11 protein-coding genes are annotated in these 18555 nt (G+C 40.8%); all 11 read left to right on the top strand.

The window, feature by feature from the left end; translation table 11 throughout:
* The first annotated feature begins 7 nt into the window (after nucleotides 1-7).
* Nucleotides 8-670 carry a class I SAM-dependent methyltransferase gene (locus tag G3T18_RS05405; protein WP_224409513.1) on the top strand — a complete coding sequence of 221 codons (663 nt, stop codon included), beginning with the start codon at nucleotides 8-10 and terminating at the stop codon, nucleotides 668-670.
* 64 nt (nucleotides 671-734) lie between these two features.
* Nucleotides 735-1445, top strand: a complete 711-nt coding sequence (locus G3T18_RS05410) for a ubiquinone/menaquinone biosynthesis methyltransferase (RefSeq protein ID WP_224409514.1) — start codon at nucleotides 735-737, stop codon at nucleotides 1443-1445.
* Nucleotides 1446-1482: 37 nt separating this feature from the next.
* A complete protein-coding gene (locus G3T18_RS05415; protein ID WP_224409515.1) occupies nucleotides 1483-2640 on the top strand; it encodes an acetylserotonin O-methyltransferase in 1158 nt (385 codons plus the stop codon).
* Between the two features lie 42 nt (nucleotides 2641-2682).
* The gene (locus G3T18_RS05420) at nucleotides 2683-2901 is read left to right on the top strand and encodes an MbtH family protein (RefSeq protein ID WP_224409516.1); all 219 of its coding nucleotides are present in this window, start codon (nucleotides 2683-2685) and stop codon (nucleotides 2899-2901) included.
* Between the two features lie 116 nt (nucleotides 2902-3017).
* Entirely contained in the window at nucleotides 3018-4517 is a 1500-nt protein-coding gene (locus tag G3T18_RS05425; RefSeq protein WP_224409517.1) for an aromatic ring-hydroxylating dioxygenase subunit alpha, read from the top strand.
* 48 nt (nucleotides 4518-4565) lie between these two features.
* Nucleotides 4566-5363, top strand: a complete 798-nt coding sequence (locus tag G3T18_RS05430) for a class I SAM-dependent methyltransferase (RefSeq protein WP_224409518.1) — start codon at nucleotides 4566-4568, stop codon at nucleotides 5361-5363.
* Between the two features lie 30 nt (nucleotides 5364-5393).
* The gene (locus G3T18_RS05435) at nucleotides 5394-6734 is read left to right on the top strand and encodes a cytochrome P450 (protein WP_224409519.1); all 1341 of its coding nucleotides are present in this window, start codon (nucleotides 5394-5396) and stop codon (nucleotides 6732-6734) included.
* The gene (locus G3T18_RS05440; protein WP_224409520.1) at nucleotides 6734-9103 is read left to right on the top strand and encodes a M20/M25/M40 family metallo-hydrolase; all 2370 of its coding nucleotides are present in this window, start codon (nucleotides 6734-6736) and stop codon (nucleotides 9101-9103) included. Before G3T18_RS05435 ends, G3T18_RS05440 begins: the two co-directional genes overlap by 1 nt.
* A 185-nt stretch (nucleotides 9104-9288) precedes the next feature.
* Nucleotides 9289-9816, top strand: coding sequence for a dihydrofolate reductase family protein (locus tag G3T18_RS05445; RefSeq protein WP_224409521.1), 528 nt, complete (start codon nucleotides 9289-9291; stop codon nucleotides 9814-9816).
* 522 nt (nucleotides 9817-10338) lie between these two features.
* On the top strand, nucleotides 10339-10485 hold the full coding sequence (locus tag G3T18_RS05450; protein WP_224409522.1) for a hypothetical protein: 147 nt from the start codon (nucleotides 10339-10341) through the stop codon (nucleotides 10483-10485).
* Between the two features lie 147 nt (nucleotides 10486-10632).
* Entirely contained in the window at nucleotides 10633-18468 is a 7836-nt protein-coding gene (locus G3T18_RS05455) for a calcium-binding protein (RefSeq protein WP_224409523.1), read from the top strand.
* Nucleotides 18469-18555 lie beyond the last annotated feature (87 nt).

An 18555-nucleotide genomic window follows, 5' to 3' on the forward strand; every position in this document is an offset into this window, starting at 1 on the left:
AGCTTAAATGTTCAAAAATTGGTTGCTCGACCAAGAGATATATAACTATGTACTCGCAGTATCGCTCCACGAAAATGAAATTTTACGCCAACTGAGAGAGGAAACAGAACAACTGCAAGAATCAGCTATGCTGATTCCCCCAGAAGAAGGTCAATTTATTGCCTTTTTAATACAGCTTATTGGTGCGAAAAAAACCCTGGAAATAGGGGTTTTTACAGGTTACAGCACGCTCTGGACTGCCTTAGCCCTACCTCCAGACGGGCGCGCGATCGCCTGCGATCGCAACGCACAATGGACGGCGATCGCTCAACGTTACTGGAAACAAGCAGGTGTAAACCACAAAATTGATTTGCGCTTAGGAGAAGCTTTACAGACACTGGACAACTTACTTGAAAACTCTCAGGCAGAAACTTTTGATTTTATTTTTATCGATGCCGACAAAGAAAACGATCTAGAATATTTTGAAAAAGCCTTGCAGTTGGCACGCCCAGGTGGATTAATTGCCATCGATAATGCACTTTGGTCTGGACTTGTCGTCGATTCCACAGTTCAAGATCCTGAAACAAGAGCAATTCGTACGCTCAACCAGAAACTATACAGCGACGAGCGCATTCAACTGAGTCTTTTACCCATCGCTGATGGATTAACCTTGGCACGCAAGAAGGAATGAGACTCTCCAGTTAACCCTAACGGAAAAGAGAACATTGAAAAATTTGGCAACTCAAAGGGAAAATATGCAAGCTCAGATAGGGTTTCGATCGCCAACCCCCCAATCAATGTACAGCGAAGTCGCACAGCGCTACGATCTTCTACACTCGATCTTGACTTTTGGGTTAGCTCGACAATGGCACCACAAGGCAGCTAGACAACTGGAACTTCCGCCAAAAGGACGCATTCTTGACCTTGCCACAGGTACGGCAAGCTTAGCATTAGCGATCGCTACAGTTGCACCCCAAGATTCGGTCATTATCGGCGGTGACATTAACGAGCAAATGCTCGCAGTTGCTCGCAAACGTCTGCAAAAGTCTCGTTCCCAAACTGCGATTGAACTGAAAAATTTCTCCGCAGAAGCTTTGCCTTTTCATGATTGTCTCTTTGATGCAGTGACCATGGCTTTTGCCCTTGACGACCTCAAAAATAGTCAAGTTTGCCTACAAGAAATTTTTCGCGTACTTAAACCCGATGGACAAATTTTAATCCTCGATCTTTCCCTTCCCGATGCCCCTTGGATGTTGAGTTTATACCGAATTTTTTTATGGTTTCTCCCGAGGATTTCTCACTTATTTTCTGAGGGTAACTCTAGTAATCTCTCAGAAGAGATTCTCGCCTATCAAGGACGATTAGCCAGGGAAGAACTAATCAAGAATACGGGCTTTACTCAATATCAAGCGCACAGTCTTTCTGGTGGGCTTGTCACCATCCATTTAGCCAGAAAACCAAAGTAAATATGGTAGGTAACTAAACAATGTCAATTTCTTAGTAATGGATTTGCCCTGTAGCGATCGCCAAAAATCAAATACTACTCACCCCCATTACTTGACCACCAAACCAGAATTGCAAAAAGTCTATCTATCAGGTATGAAAATGACTAACTCGGTTAAAAAAGACGAAAGTCCTCTAGAAATGAACGATCTGAATCTGCTACTTTTTGGTCACGCTGCCTTTCAGTATCTCTATGCTGGTTGTGAACTAGGAGTATTTCAATTACTCTCAAAACAACCTAATCTCTCCAAATCTGAAATTGGCAGTCTACTCAAGTTAGAACCCTATCCCAGCAAATGTTTACTCTTTGGCTTAACTGCCTTAAAACTTATTATTAAAACCGGAGAAACTTATCAAAATAGTTCAATAATTCAAAAGCTATTTGAAGATGAAACTTGGCAGGAATTCTTTGATATAGTTCTTTTCGAGGCTCGCATTGTTTATGTCGGACAATTAGATTTTGTCGAGTCCCTGCGCCAAAATAAAAACGTCGGACTTCGTCAATTCCCTGGCAAAGGTGCTGATTTTTATCATCGTTTAGCAGAAAACCCAGAAATAGAAAAAATCTTCTATCAATATATGAGTTCTTGGTCGAAACTAACCAATCCTTTATTGTTAGAAAAAGTAGACTTTTCTAAATTCAACAAAATCGTAGATGTCAGTGGCGGCGACGCAACCAATGCCATTGCTATAGCTAATAAATATCCGCACCTCCAAATTTCTCTACTCGAAATTCCTGATAGTTGTCCTATTGCTCAAAAGAAAATCGATCGACATGGTTTAACTAATCAGATTCACGTTCGCGGATGTGACATTTTTGTTGACGATTTTCCCCAAGAACAAGAGTGCTTTCTCTTTATTCACGTACTAGTGATTTGGACTTTAGCAGAAAATACATTATTACTCCGTCGCGCTTACGAAGCACTCAAACCTGGGGGAAGCGCGATAATTTTCAATTCAATTTCCTCAGATCGCGAAGATGGACCCGTTATGAGCGCTCTTGATTCAGCTTACTTTGTTTCTTTACCTGCGACAGGGGGAATGATTTATACTTGGAACGATCACGAACAGTGTCTTAGAGAAGCTGGATTTACAAAAATAGAGCGAATTCCCTGTAATTTCTGGACTCCTCACGGAATCATTATTGCCACCAAATAGGAAACAACATTCTCTTTCAGTAAATTTTATGGAGTAGTAAAAATGAGTACATACGAACAAGAGAACGCAACAATTTATAAAGTTGTCGTCAATCACGAAGAACAATATTCTATCTGGCCCGTAGACCGTGAAAATCCTCTAGGTTGGAAAGATGCTGGGAAAAGTGGGAAGAAGGAGGAATGTTTATCCTACATAAAAGAAGTATGGGTTGATATGAGACCCCTTAGCCTACGTCAAAAAATGGCAGATATGGAAAATTAGGTCTGCTCGCAAAAATTAACTTAAATATTGTTAATTGCGACCTATCTTTTACCTCATTGTTCCCACAGAGAAGCACTCGTGAAAATAAACCGACAGCAAACAAAAAAAGAATAACTATGGATACTTATCAAAGTTTTCAACAGAACCCATCAGATTCTGTCGAGAAATTACTCGAAGAAAGCGAGACATTCCAGTGGACGAAACAATGGTATCCGTTAGCTGTTGTAGCATTTTTAGATCCAACCCGTCCCCACAGTATCCAATTACTAGGTAAGGAACTTGTCTTCTGGCGTGATGGAGGAAGTCAATGGCGTTGCTTTGACAATTTCTGTCCTCATCGGGGAGTCCCTTTTTCTGAAGGTCGTATCGAGTCTGATGGTACTTTATTATGTGCTTATCATGGCTGGCGCTTTAACGGAGAAGGAAAATGTGTCAGTATACCCCAGTCTCTCGATAAGTTAACTGAAGCCAAACATTGCTCGAATCCGAAGTCTTGTGCTATAGCTTATCCAACCCAGGAATGTCAAGGTTTGCTCTGGGTATGGGCAGAATCTGGCGAACAAGCTTTGTTGGAAAGTCAGTTAAGGAAACCCCGAATTATTCCAGAGCTAGAAGAATACTCAGATAGAATCCAGAGTTTAACTCCTTACGTGCGAGATTTTCCCTATGGATGGGATTTCTTTATGGAAAATCTCTCAGATCCCGCTCACGGACCAATTTCTCACCATAACATTGTCGGAAATCGGTATAAAGATGCCAAGTATTTCGACATGGTTCCAGTTAAAAAAATCTCGACACAGGAAGGTTTTTCCTTTGAAATTACTCCATCTATCTATTCAAAAGTTAAGCGATTTTTTCATGATTTTCAGCCTCCCTGCTGTTTAAAAATCACCTACACCTATGAGGACGATAGCCGCTTAATTTTGGCATTCTATGCCAGTCCCACTCGTCCGGGCTGGTGTCGTCATATTGGATGTCAGATCTTGGTTAAAAATGAGCAAAAGAAACAACCGAGAAGTTTGTTTTTGTTTGGTTTTCCCTTACCAGCTTGGTTCAGTCACATCATGTCCTCGCTTTTTGCTCAACAAGATTTAGTATTTCTTCATTATCAAGAGAAATTTTTAACTAAATGGGAGAAAAGTCAATGGCTGGAAGAACTCTATCTGCCCAATCCTCAAGATAAAATGGTTGTTACCTTCCGGAAGTGGTTAGAGTATAGAGCTGGAGGTGAGATTCCTTGGGCTTCAGGATGCAACCCGGAACTCCCACCACCAGAGCGGGATAAGCAGAAGCTTTTCGATCTCTGGACAACTCATACACAACACTGCCTTGTTTGCCAAAATGCTTTAAAAAATATCAATCGCTTGACTGTGTTAGTTTATCTTGCTTCTATTGTTTGTTTGTGCTTGGGTATACTTGTGGATGCTCGTTCTGTAGCGGTTCAAATACTTGCAGGACAAATGAGAACCTTTTCCTCAGCTTTAGTTGTTCCTCCTAGTGGCTTATTTTGGTGGGCTGTTGGCAGTGCAATCTTTTTTGCTTTAGTGGGGTATATGTTAAAAAAATTCAGCCGCTTTTTCTATGTTTATGAGTTTGAGCATTCTCAGAATGATTGAGATGCGATTGGCTGGTTAGATATTAGCAAATAAGAGGGGAAAGTGAGGATGAAGCGAGTCCACTTGTTTGAGTTTGTAGATCAACGATGGTTTCCGAAAACGGTCCGCGAACTGAACACTGACTATTTACAATTTCTCTGGAAGATGTATCGGGTTTATGAGCCTGTTGTTCCCTATATTACCAAAGTTATGAGACATATGAAGACAAGAGAAGTTCTTGATTTGTGTTCTGGATCTTCAGGCCCTTGGACTCAACTTCTTCCTATTTTTGCAGAGCAAAATTATCCTGTTTCAGTAACGCTGACAGATAAGTATCCTAATATCCCAGCGTTTGAGAAAATATCGGCACAAACTACTGGACAAATAAAGTACATTGCGGATGAAGTCGATGCTACCGCAATTCCTGTTGAGTTGCAGGGAGTACGAACAATTTTTGCGAGTTATCATCATCTGCCGCCGAAACAAGCTAGGTTGGTTTTACAAAATGCGGTGAAAAATCAAACAGCAATTTGTATTTTTGAATCGACAGAAAGGCGCTGGGAAAATTTGGTACTTAATACACTTTTTAGTCCTTTGACAGTGTTATTTCTGACGCCATTTATTAAACCTTTTAATTGGAGTCGATTTTTTTGGGCTTATATGACTCCAGTAGTGGTATTATCTTTTGTTTGGGATGGTTTTGTGTCTAATATGAGAACCTATTCGGAACAGGATTTAAAAGAGATGGTAAGTGCGATCGCCAGTGAGGGATATCATTGGGACATTGGCAAAATTTATCCTCCTCACTTGAAATCTTTACCGATCGCCTATCTGATTGGATACCCCGAACAACCGAATGCAGCATAGCCGACTTGAGTAGTATGGGGAGAAATTAAGATGAAATTCCCAGAAGGACCGCGATCGCCAGAGTTAATCCAGACAATCGAGTTAATTACTAATTCTCTAAATTATTTGGAGCGGTGTAATCAACGCTATGGTGACATTTTCACGATCCGCTTTCTGAGCTATCCTCCGTCTGTGATTGTGAGCAATCCCCAGGCGATCGAAGAAATTTTCACCGCCGATCCCAAAATATTTAACTTAGAACAAGGTAATAAGATTTTACCTCCAGCGTTACTGGGAGCGAACTCAGTTATCTTTATGGATGGCGATCGCCATGAGGAGCGACGACGGTTGTTATCTCCTCCGTTTCGCGGGGAGCGAATGCGGGTTTATGGTCAACTGATTTTTGATATTACTCAGCAAATTATTAGCCAATGGACAATAGGTAAACCATTCCAAGTTCGGTCTGCGATGCAACAAATTTCGATGCAGACGATCCTGCGTGCTGTCTTTGGCTTAAATGAGGGAAACCGCCTGCAACAACTTGAAAATTTACTAACTTCAATGATGAATATATTTAGTTCTCCTTGGCGATCTAGCTTTTTATTTATCGAAGCATTACAGCGAGATTTGGGACCCTGGAGTTTGTGGGGAAACTTTCTGCGCACCCGCAAGCAAGCTGACGAACTCATTTATGAAGAAATTCACCAGCGACGAAACGATCCGAATTTGTCTGGTGAAGATGTCCTCAGCTTGGCGATCGCCGCTCGTGATTCACAAGGTCAATCAATGACCCCTATAGAATTACGGGACGAGTTGATGACTTTATTAGTAGCAGGTCACGATAATGTTGCCTCAAGTTTAGCCTGGGCTTTGTACTGGATTCATCGTCTACCGGAAGTCCGCAAAAAGCTACTCACAGAAATAGAAACTCTTGGTTCTCATCCCGAACCCCTGGAAGTTACTCAACTTCCCTATTTAGAAGCAGTTTGTCAGGAAACGTTACGAATATGCCCGCCTGTTTTGTTTACTTTTCCCAGAATTTTACAAGCACCATTTCCAATCATGGGCTACGATTTAGAACCAGGAACTTTGATCTCGCCTTGTATTTACTTAACTCATCAACGACCAGACTTATATCCTGAGCCTAAATCTTTTCAACCCGAACGTTTCTTGGCAAAGAAATTTTCTCCTTTTGAATTTTTTCCTTTTGGGGGTGGTAATCGTCGCTGTCTTGGCGTGGCTTTTGCCCAATTTGAAATGAAGTTGATTCTGGCAAAAATTTTATCTCATCTGCAACTCACCTCAACAAATCTTGATTCAATTAAGCCTCAACTTCGAGGCGGTACTCTTGCTCCTTCAGAAAATTTTTACTTAATTCCTACCTTAAAATAATGAGTAAGAAAATCCTTCTAAGTTGGTTGTTGATTATCTTTTTAGCTTTTTTTTCCGTCTTTCAAACTCAACCGCCCGCAGTACAACCATTAGATGCTCCTCTCACCGAATTTTCTGCAAGTCGAGCCTTGAAACACTTGGAAGTCATTGCCGAAAAACCTCATCCTATTGGTTCAGCAGCAAACCAAAAAGTTCGAGACTATCTTGTCCGAGAGTTAACTCATTTAGGACTTAACCCTCAAATTCAAACAACCACTGCTATTAACTCAATGTGGGACGAGATTATTCTCGCAGGAACTGTCAATAATATTATTGCTAAGTTAGAAGGAACAGAGAATACCGAGAATGCTATCTTACTAGCAGCTCATTATGACTCCGAGCCAAACAGTCTTGGAGCTAGTGACGATGGCGCCGCAGTAGCAGCAATCTTAGAAACAATCAGAGCTTTAAAAGCAAGTTTACCTCTCAAAAATGATGTAATTGTTCTCTTTACAGATGGCGAAGAAGTTGGACTGCTAGGAGCAAAAGCTTTTGTCGAGCGACACCCCTGGGCTAAATATATCAAACTAGCAGTAAATTTTGAAGCTCGCGGTACTAGTGGAGCCAGTTTCATGTTTGAAACCAGTAAAAATAATGATTGGTTGATTCAAGAATTTGCTAAATTAACTACTCATCCGTTTATCAATTCTTTTGCTTCTAGTTTAGCAAATCTCTTACCTAATGAAACCGATATGACCATCTTTAAAAAGGTGGGATTAGCTGGCTTAAATTTTGCTTATATCAATGATAGTTTTAACTATCATAGTGCCTTAGATAATCTTGACAATCTCGATCGACGGAGTCTTCAGCATCATGGTAATTATGCCTTAGCGATCGCGCGTCATTTTGGCAACCTGAATTTAGAAACTCAGTCAAAAGTTAATGCTATTTACTTCGATCTCTTTGGTTTAACTTTGATTCATTACTCTGAAGCCTGGGTTATCCCTTTAGCAATTTTAGTCATTTTATTATTTATTCTAGTTGTAATCTTAGGTTTTAGACAAGGACAGTTAACCTTCTCTGGCATTACTTGGGGCTTTTTAGCTTGGTTATTCAGCATGATTTGCGCTGAAATTGCGATCCTCTTAACCTGGTGGGGAATATGTAAAATCCATGATGCTTATAACTGGTCATCTTTCTACGACTACAGTTTTTATTATTACCTCAATACCTACAATAGCAATTTTTATATTAGTAGTTTTGTAGCCCTTACTCTTGGCATTAGTTCAGGCATTTACATTTGGCTATCTCAAAAACTAAATGGGGATAATTTGGCAATAGGGGCAACGCTCTGGTGGTTGATACTCGCGATTTTAAGTAGTTGGTATTTACCAGGTACGAGTTATCTATTTACCTTGCCCTTATTATTTCGACTTATTGGCTTTATATTTACTTTTAAATCCCCGCCCAAAGAGCTGATTTCTTGGCAACACTTAATTATCATTTCTTTCTGTACTATTCCCGGAATCGTACTTTTAATTCCGACAATATATTTGGCATTTATTGCTTTAACGGTCAACTTTGCTGCCTTAGTTATAATTCTCTTAATGCTCCTCTTAGGATTATTGATTCCCCATTTTTATTTACTCGATACACCCCCAAAATGGATTTTACCTACAAGCTCATTGTTAGTCAGTATAATTCTTATCATTATCGGGCTTGTCAAAGCAGATTTTAACGCGAATCATCCTTTAGCAAATAGTATATTTTATGAATTAAATGCCGATACAAACCAAGCAGCTTGGGTAAGTTTTAATGCACCTACAGACAAGTGGACATCTCAGTTTTTTGTCGAAGATGTTAAACGAGGTAATCTAATTGAACAATTCGATATCGCTGAATATATACTCGTAAATTCAGAATATTATCCCCCTAATGAAAGGTATATTTTTAAAGTTAAGGCTCCTCTTGTCTCTTTAAATCCTCCAACTATTGAGATAGTTAACGAGCGAGTAAATAATGAAACTAGAACTTTAGATTTTCATATTAGTTCATCTCAGAAAACTAGAGTTATGAATATTTATCTAAATTCTCCCACAACAGTTTTAGTTTCTCAAATTAATGGACAAATAATTACCGATCCTAATTCCTTGATGTCTAACGAGCTAAAAAATCAGTGGAGATTACAATATCAGGCTTTTCCTGATGAGGGAATTGACTTAACTTTAGTAATTAATTCAGGTCAACCTATATCTATTAAGCTAGTAGAAGAAATGGATGGATTTCCTCAAATTTTAGAGACTTCTCTCGAACCCAGAACTAACGCAATGATGCAAATGCCCTTTGCAATTAGCGATCTAACTTTGTTAAGTAAATCTTTTAAGTTTTAAGCCTTATCTAACCTTCACTTCGTCCCTCAAACAAAAAGTTATTCTCCCGAGCATGATTGTTGTATACTAAAGATCGTCACTCGCACCCAAATCTGTTTGTTACTTCGTAAGCGATCGTCAGGAAAAACTCGCTTAATTTAGCTATAATTGAGTAAGTTCAGTCCCGGTTATCTCTAAAAAAATCTATGCCCAAAATAATCTTATTTATAACTTGTAGTTTGGATGGATATATTGCTAGAAAATCTGGCGAATTAGACTGGTTATCTAGCAAGCGAGATTCCGATCGAGATCATGAATATACTGAATTTTTCAATCAGATTGATACAGTATTGATGGGGAAGAACACATATCAACAAATTCTCGATTTTGACGAATATCCTTATGAAGGTAAACAAGGCTTCGTCTTTTCCCGTACTCTTTCAGGAAAAAAAGATGAGAATGTAGAATTCGTTCAATTGAGCGAAAAGTTTATTAACGATCTCCGTAAAAAAAATCAAGGTGATATTTGGTTAATTGGAGGTGCAAAAACAATACACTATTTCCTCAAACATAATGCGATCGATCGCTTGATTCTTGCCATACAACCAATTATCCTTGGAGATGGGATTCCTCTGATTATTAAAAATTCCAGTCTGGAGTTAAAGCTTGATTTGAAAAAGGTCGCAAGCTATGATTCTGGATTATTGCAACTAACTTACGATACTAATAGTTAGTTCAACAAAACTCACTTAAGACATCTTTCTTATTTTCAATTTGCTGCGAGCGATCGCCGATCGCTCGATTTAGTGTATCGCTGCTGAAGAGCCAATTGTCAAGCAACAACTCCTTTTATATTACTCCTCTTAGACGTACCGGAAATAGTAAAATCTCGAAACCCTGATTACCTGCTACTGAAGCAAAGGAATATTTGAGCGATCGGATTTAATACTTGCTCTCACCACTTAATTACATCAAATCTATCATCTTTATAAATCTTCACGGCAGCTCATTGGGGAATCCAAACTACTCAACAAAAACAAACTCGCTTTTCTAAACATTAACTTTTGTAACAAAATTCGCCCACTTGCATAAAAACCGCAAACCCCGACCGAAACCCCAATAGGAAGGTAGAGAAAACAAAAATCCCCACAAAAATAGCAATCAAAGTGGGCAACTCTCATACCTACCTTCCACTGACGCTGTACCTCAATTCAGTGTAAACACCAGTAAAACAACTTACACTAACCAAACAAAAAATGTGGGAACTACCAGACTATCTAGCAATTTATCAACTCAGCACCCCAAGATTACGCGAACTTGTCGCCAGCCGCGAAATCAAACAACCTCAGCCCCCTAGGGAAACCAACCAGAAACTTTGTAAAGAAATGCAAAGCTGTGCATAAAAACCGTAACCAGCGACCAAAGAAAAATCTAGGAAGACGGTTGCAGAGCATCTCACCCCTTCCCTAATTAGTTCAAATGTTTCGTTCGTAGTCAGCGTTAAAGCGCTGAAAAGATTCTCATCTACTAAAAAACCAGGAGTGTTCAAAATGGCAGATCAAAATATCCAACCCACTTTCAACAACGACTTGTTACCTAACGAATCAGTAGAAAACATTGACAGTCTCTTCTCGCTAGTAGAAACAGCAAAGCAGCTATCTCTAGAAGAACTACAAACATTTTCTCAAGACTCAGAATTCAGCAGCAAAATGAAGTTAGTTTTTGGTGAAAATAACGATTATAGCCAACTACAAACAGCTTTTGCTTCTAGCAATTTTGATTCATTCCCTAACATTAAAATTCTTACTGTAGAAGAACTAAATGGAGCAAATGCTGCCTATGCAGGTACAACAAATACTATTTATTTTTCCTCTGATTTCTTGAGTTGCTACAGCGATAATACTGATGTAGTGAAGAGTGTTTTTTTAGAAGAGTTTGGACATTATATAGATTATCAAATAAATGTAACAGATACACCTGGAGATGAAGGACGAGTATTTTCAGCGACTATTTTGGGTGAGGATTTAGATTCTGATACTTTGAAGTTACTTCGACAAGAAGATGACTCTAGTATTTTAAGCTTGAATAATGAAAGTATTTTTATTGAACAATCAATCGGGACAACGACCTACTCAGAAAATCTTAGTTTTGGGGGATTTAATTTTCAGCGAAATACTGCGGAATACATTAATAACTTCTTCGGTACTGAGATAAGCAATTATCAGGAGTATAATTCAGGTGATGCCTTCACAACAACTTTCAATTACGGAAATAAAAGCGACTCCTATAATGTTGATATTGATGTTTTTGGTGGTGAAGTTGGAAAAGCTAGTGCAGGTATAACTTTGAATGGAGGATCAATTGAAACAGGATTTGAATTAAATCTAGGATATAATCTTGGAGAAATTAATGTTGATTTACCATTTAATTCATCTATTGATGCTAGTGCAATTAATAATCAACTAACTTTTGATTTCACAAATATCTATGATGGAGAGTTTGAATTTATAGCACCTTCTCTTTTCGCTTCTTTAGATACTATTTTAAACTATGACATTGGTTCTCTTGATGCTTTCTTCAAGGCTTCAGCACTTGGTAATGATTACTCAGGAAGTGCTACTCTTATGCCAGGAGGTAGCAACAATCTTTCATACGAAATTTTTAATCTGAATACTACTGATATCCTTGATTACTTGGATGAAAACTCCTCCACTTCAATTGATCTAAGTATACTTGATGTTGGTAGTGTAGGAGTAACAATTCCTGATTTGCTACCAGAAGCAAATGTTACAACTGATGGAGAATATTCACTAGAACTTTATGATGAAACCGAAGACTTTATTAATGCCACATTTGCTGTCGATCAATTATTTGCGAAAATATCTCCAGTAGCAAATGCAATATTAGCTCCTTCTATCAGTCTTCCTCTCGGACCAGTATCGATTGAAGCAGGTTTACGGACTATTCCAGCAGAACTTAAAGCTAAATTAGACCATAATTATAGTTATAAAACTGGTATAAAAGAAGGCTCTGTTGAAATTGTAGGAGGAGAATTTGAAAACACTTCAACATCTTTTGAACTTATCGATGAACTGTTGGCAAAAGATATCATCGATAATGATTCAAAAATTGATTTAACTTTAAGCTACAATCCTGACATATTTTTTTCAGCAAATGTTTATTTAGAACCGAAGATAACTGGTAACATTGGATTTTTGGAAGGAAGCCTTGGAATAAGTGGCAGTGTATTCGAGGTATTTTCAGTTGGTTTATCGAAAAGTCTAACGGCAGTAGATATTAAAGAATGGGTTTTTTGGGAAGGGGATCCAATTACAATCCTTGAAGGAGAGATAAGTATTCCTTTCAACGAGATTTACCGATTTTTTACAGGAAGCGATCCCACAGACAACACAATTTCTATCGAAATTCCTTTTAACACTATCTTCCCGAATGTAGGAACTGCTGGCGACGACGTTTTAAGCCTTCCTGAATCTGCTGGTGTCGAGAACTTATATGGAGAAGCAGGAAACGATACCCTCTATGGTAACTCTTCTGCCAACAGAATCATGGGAGCAGAAGACAACGACCATATTCATGCTGGTGCAGGAAATGACGAACTTCATGGTGAACAAGGTAGCGATGAACTCTGGGGTGACGAAGGACAAGATACACTTTATGGTGAGACAGGAAATGACACTCTTCACGGAGGTTTAGGTAACGACAACCTCTGGGGTAATGAAGGTAACGACGAACTTTGGGGTGATGAAGGACAAGATACTCTCCACGGTAATTCGGAAAATGATACCCTTCACGGTGGTTCCGGAAATGACATACTTTTAGGTGACGATGGTGCAGACTATCTTAAAGGTGACGAAGACGAAGATTTATTAGAAGGCTGGACTGGCAATGATACCTTAGAAGGTGGTACAGGTAACGATACACTCTACGGTCAAGCAGACAACGACCAACTTTACGGAGAAAGCGGCTACGACATCCTCTATGGTGGTGATGGCTACGACTACCTTAACGGAGGAACAGAAGACGACTACTTAGAAGGTAACTTTGGTAACGATACCCTCGAAGGTAACTCCGGTAACGACACACTTTACGGTCAAGGAGATAACGACCTCCTCTATGGTAACTCTGGCTACGACATTCTCCACGGTGGTGATGGGGCTGACCAAATTTACGGTGGTAGCGAAAAAGACTTCCTTTACGGTAACTCTGGTAATGACTATCTTGACGGTGGTACGGGAACTGACTGCTTAGAAGGTAACACTGGCAACGATACCATGCTTGGTGGTGCAAATGAAGATACTTTGTTTGGTAACGAAGACCATGACTACCTGGATGGTGGAACAGAAAATGACCAACTCTACGGTAACTCCGGTAACGATACCATGCTTGGTGGCGCACACAATGATACTTTGTATGGTGGGACAGAAGATGACGAACTCTACGGTAATACTGAAGATGACTTTTTAGTTGGGGAACAAGGTAACGACTACATCGACGGTGGTGCAAATATCGATACTGTCAGCTATCACAACTCACCCAACAGCGTCGTTGTCAATATTGAAGAGTGGAAACCTTACCAGAATAATCGCCAACAACGCAAAGGTTACTACGTTACCCCCATCAACCCAGAATCATACTACACCGACCTCGAACCCTCATACAACATTCTCTGGGCTACCGCTTACGATGGTTTTGGTACAGTAGATACTCTCAAAGGCTTAGAAAACATCATCGGTAGTAACTACGACGATATTCTCATCGGCAACACTACCCACAATATCATCCAAGGCTTAAAAGGCAACGACCTCGTTATCGGTAACGCAGGTAACGACACCCTCGACGGTGGTGAAGGTATCAACACCCTCAGCTATCGTCGCGACGAAGGAAATGTCACCGTCAACCTTACCACAGGTGAAGCAACCGATGGTTGGGGTGCAAAAGATATCTTAACCAACTTTATCCACGTCGCAGGTTCTAACCACAATGATAAGATCGTAGGCGACGACCAAACCAACATTATCACCGGAGACTGGGGAAACGACACCATCGACGGTGGAACCAACAACGACTCTCTCTATGGCGAACGTGGCGATGATAAAATTATTGGTGGTCTAGGACAAGATAAAATTATCGGTAACGAAGGTAAAGACCAAATTTGGGGAGACTTAGAAAACGACCCCAACACCGGAGATAATGACTATATCCGTGGTGGTGATGGTGACGACGAAATTCATGCAGGCGGCGGAAACGACTTCGTAGCAGGCGATAGCGGTTACGGTAACGACAAAATCTACGGTGATGCTGGCAATGATACCCTCGAAGGTGGCGTAGGTAAAGACACGATTTCTGGGGGTACAGAAAACGACTTTATCTACGGTCAAGATAACGAAGATTTACTCTTTGGTGACGAAGGTAACGACTACATCGAAGGTAACTTAGGTAACGATACCATTTCCGGTGGTGACAACGCTGATACGATCTTCGGTAACGAGGATAACGACGAGATTTTCGGTGATGCTGGTGACGACTACATCGAAGGAAACATTGGTAGCGACACGATTTCCGGTGGTGAAGATAACGACGATATCTACGGTAACGAAGGAAACGATTTAATCCACGGCGATAACGGTGAAGATAATATCTCTGGTGGTGATGACAAAGATACCATTTTTGGTGATGCCGGAAATGACAACATTACTGGCGATAATGGTGACGATGTAATTGAAGGTAACGCTGGAAACGATACGATTTCTGGCGGTAACGACAACGATATCATTTTCGGCAACGAAGATAACGATCTTGTCTACGGAGACGCGGGTAACGACACTATTGAAGGTAACACTGGTGACGACATTCTTAGCGGCGGTGCAGATAATGATTTAATTACAGGTAACGAAGGTAATGACGAGATTTTCGGCGACACTGGGGCTGATAAAATATTTGGTAACGAAGGTGAAGATACAATTTCCGGTGGAGATGATAACGATGTTATCGAAGGTAACACAGGATCGGATCTTATCAACGGTAACGAGGGAGAAGATACTATTTCTGGTGGTGACGATGGTGATACGATCTTCGGTGACGCAGGAAAGGATCTGATTTCTGGTGATAACGGTGATGATGTTATCTCTGGTAATACTGGAGAAGATACCATTTCCGGCGGTAACGACAACGACATCATCGACGGTGGTGAAGATAACGACGAAATCTACGGAGATGCTGGTGAAGACACCATTTCTGGTAACGTGGGTGACGATTTTATCTCTGGTGGTGACGACAGCGACTCGTTATCGGGTAATCAAGGTAATGACGAGATTTTCGGTGATGCTGGGGCTGATTTGATCTTCGGTAACGCTGGTGAAGATACGATTTCCGGTGGTTTAGATAACGACCAAATTGAAGGTAACACAGGATCGGATTTAATCCACGGTGATGAGGGATTTGATACCATTTCTGGTGGTGACGACGGTGACACTATCTTCGGTGACGCAGGAAACGATCTTATTTCTGGTGATGCAGGTGATGATTTAATTGAAGGTAATACCGGAGACGATACAATTTCTGGTGGCTTAAATAACGATCTTATCGACGGTGGTGAAGATAACGATCTTGTTTACGGAGATACTGGTGAAGACACCATTTCTGGTAACACTGGTGACGATTTAATCTATGGTGGTGATGAGAGTGACTTGTTATCCGGTAACGAAGGTAACGACGAGATTTTCGGTGATGCTGGGGCAGATTTTATTTTCGGTAACGCTGGAAATGATACAATTTCCGGTGGTTTAGATAACGATGTTATCGAAGGTAACACAGGATCGGATCTCATTCACGGTGACGATGGAGAAGATAGGATTTCCGGTGGTGACGACAGCGACACTATCTTCGGTGACGCAGGAAGCGATACGATTTTTGGCGATGCAGGTGATGATGTTATTGAAGGTAATCTCGGAAAAGATACAATTTCCGGTGGTTTCGATAACGATCTTATCGACGGTGGTGAAGATAATGACGAAATTTACGGAGACTTTGGTAACGACACCATTGACGGTAACATTGGTAATGACTTCCTCAGTGGTGGTGATGACGAAGATTTAATTATCGGTAATCTCGGTCAAGATACCATTGAAGGTAACAAAGGATTGGATGTAATCTGGGGTGACTTAGAAAATGACCCCACTACAGGAAATAACGATACCATCTACGGTGGCGATGGTAACGACGAAATTCACGCAGGTGGTGGTGATGACTTCGTAGCTGAAGAAAATAGTAACGGTGACGACACTATCTTTGGTGATGATGGTAACGATACCATCGATGGTGGTTCGGGTTTCGACTACATCGACGGTGGTATCGGTGATGACTCAATCTTTGGTGAAGGTCACAGCGATACAATTACAGGTGGTGAAGGTAACGATACTATCTCTGGTGGTGACTGGGATGACATCATCGAAGGAAACTCTGGAAATGACTCTATTTCCGGTGATGAAGGTAACGATACCATTTCTGGTGGTACGGAAAACGACATTATTTCCGGTGGTGAAGGAAGCGACAACATCTCCGGTGACGAGGGTGATGATACCATCTCTGGCGGTAACAGCAACGACTTCATCGATGGTGGAGATGACAATGATGTTATCGAAGCTGATGCTGGTAACGACACTGCTTACGGTGGTAACGGTGACGACTACATTGATGGTGGGGCTGGCTATGACAATCTCTACGGTGAAGCCGGAGATGATACCCTAATTGGTGGAGAAGGTGACGATAATCTCATTGGTGGTATCGGAAACGACTCTCTGTTTGGTAACGATGGTAACGATAACCTCGAAGGTAACGAAGGTGATGACTACCTCGACGGTGGAGAAGGATTAAATAACCTCAACGGGGGAGATGGTGACGATACCCTCGTGGGGAATTCTCTCAACGATACCATGATTGGTGAAGAAGGTAACGATACTTTCTACGGTCGTGGTGGGGATGATTACCTTGACGGTGGTGAGGGTAATGATGGACTTTACGGAGAAGAAGGTAAAGATACTCTCATTGGTGGTAGTGGGGATGATACTCTCGATGGTGGTGATGATTGGGATGTTTTAAAAGCTGACGAAGGAAACGATAAACTCTTTGGTGGTAAGGGTATTGATATCCTCGAAGCTGGTGAAGGTGATGACTATCTTGACGGTGGTGATGATATCGATTATCTCTACGGTGAAGAAGGAAATGATACTCTCTTGGGTGGTAAGGGTAATGATAGTATTTATGCTGCTGAAGGAGATGATTCTTTAGTCGGTGGTAAAGGTGGTGATTTATTAGAAGCTGGTGAAGGAAACGACTATCTTGAAGGTGGAGATGGGGTTGATTTCCTGATTGCTGGTGAAGGAGTAGATACGCTTTTTGGTGGAGACGGTATCGATTACTTGGAAGGTAATTTAGATAACGATTTGCTTTACGGTGGAAATGGTGGGGATCATCTTTTTGGTAATGAAGGTGATGATACAATCTTCGGTGAAGCTGGAAATGATTCTGTTTACGGTGGAGTTGGTAATGACTACATCGATGCAGGTGATGGTAAGGATTTGATTGAAGCTGGTGAGGGTGACGATTTCATCTTGACTGGTTTGGGTAATGATTTCATTTCCGGTCAACTTGGTAACGATTTTATCAATGCAGGGAAAGGTCGGGATTATCTTAATGGTAATGAAGGAGATGATACCTTAGCTGGCGGTGAAGGTCAAGACCAACTTTACGGTGAAGCAGGTAACGATTTACTTGATGGTGGCGAAGGGAATAATAAGTTATTTGGTGGTAGTGGTGCTGATACACTGATTGGTGGTAGCGATCGCGATCGCCTTTTTGGTGGCGAGGGTGATGATTCTCTCTCTAGTGGTGAAGGTGATGATACTCTTGATGGTAATCTCGGTATCGATCTCCTTGAGGCTGCTGGTGGAAACGATTTACTTTTCGGACGTGAGGGTAACGATCTCCTTGATGCTGGTGCTGGACACGATCGACTCTGGGGTGGTACTGGTAATGATACTTTACTCGGTTATGAAGGTAACGATCGCCTACGCGGTGAAGAGGGAGACGATCTCCTCAACGGTGGTTTAGGTAAAAATAAATTGTGGGGCGGTAGCGGTCGCGATCTCTTTATAATTGGAGAAGGCTTTAGCGCGATCGCTGATTTTAACCTCACTGAAGATTTACTTGGTTTATCCACCGGTTTAATCTTTGACGATCTCACAATTACTCAAGGTAGTCATCGTAATCGCACTCTCATTAGTTTAGAAGATACTGGCGCGATCGTCGCTGAAGTCATAGGTATTCAATACGAAATTTTCGAGATCTCTCACTTTACAGCGATCTAGTTTTGATTTAAAATGTAGAGAAGTTCCCAAAAACCTCTCTACATTCTTTCCGCATTCAACTCAAAACGGAAAATCAGCAAACCCTAA

Origin of the sequence: Oscillatoria salina IIICB1 (genome assembly GCF_020144665.1) — a bacterium.
GTDB lineage: Bacteria > Cyanobacteriota > Cyanobacteriia > Cyanobacteriales > SIO1D9 > IIICB1.

What these genes read in the sequence shown, in the direction of transcription:
- G3T18_RS05405 (WP_224409513.1), top strand. Translation starts at nt 8, where the DNA reads ATGTTCAAAAATTGGTTGCTCGACCAAGAGATATATAACTATGTACTC.
- G3T18_RS05410 (WP_224409514.1), top strand. Translation starts at nt 735, where the DNA reads ATGCAAGCTCAGATAGGGTTTCGATCGCCAACCCCCCAATCAATGTAC.
- G3T18_RS05415 (WP_224409515.1), top strand. Translation starts at nt 1,483, where the DNA reads ATGGATTTGCCCTGTAGCGATCGCCAAAAATCAAATACTACTCACCCC.
- G3T18_RS05420 (WP_224409516.1), top strand. Translation starts at nt 2,683, where the DNA reads ATGAGTACATACGAACAAGAGAACGCAACAATTTATAAAGTTGTCGTC.
- G3T18_RS05425 (WP_224409517.1), top strand. Translation starts at nt 3,018, where the DNA reads ATGGATACTTATCAAAGTTTTCAACAGAACCCATCAGATTCTGTCGAG.
- G3T18_RS05430 (WP_224409518.1), top strand. Translation starts at nt 4,566, where the DNA reads ATGAAGCGAGTCCACTTGTTTGAGTTTGTAGATCAACGATGGTTTCCG.
- G3T18_RS05435 (WP_224409519.1), top strand. Translation starts at nt 5,394, where the DNA reads ATGAAATTCCCAGAAGGACCGCGATCGCCAGAGTTAATCCAGACAATC.
- G3T18_RS05440 (WP_224409520.1), top strand. Translation starts at nt 6,734, where the DNA reads ATGAGTAAGAAAATCCTTCTAAGTTGGTTGTTGATTATCTTTTTAGCT.
- G3T18_RS05445 (WP_224409521.1), top strand. Translation starts at nt 9,289, where the DNA reads ATGCCCAAAATAATCTTATTTATAACTTGTAGTTTGGATGGATATATT.
- G3T18_RS05450 (WP_224409522.1), top strand. Translation starts at nt 10,339, where the DNA reads ATGTGGGAACTACCAGACTATCTAGCAATTTATCAACTCAGCACCCCA.
- G3T18_RS05455 (WP_224409523.1), top strand. Translation starts at nt 10,633, where the DNA reads ATGGCAGATCAAAATATCCAACCCACTTTCAACAACGACTTGTTACCT.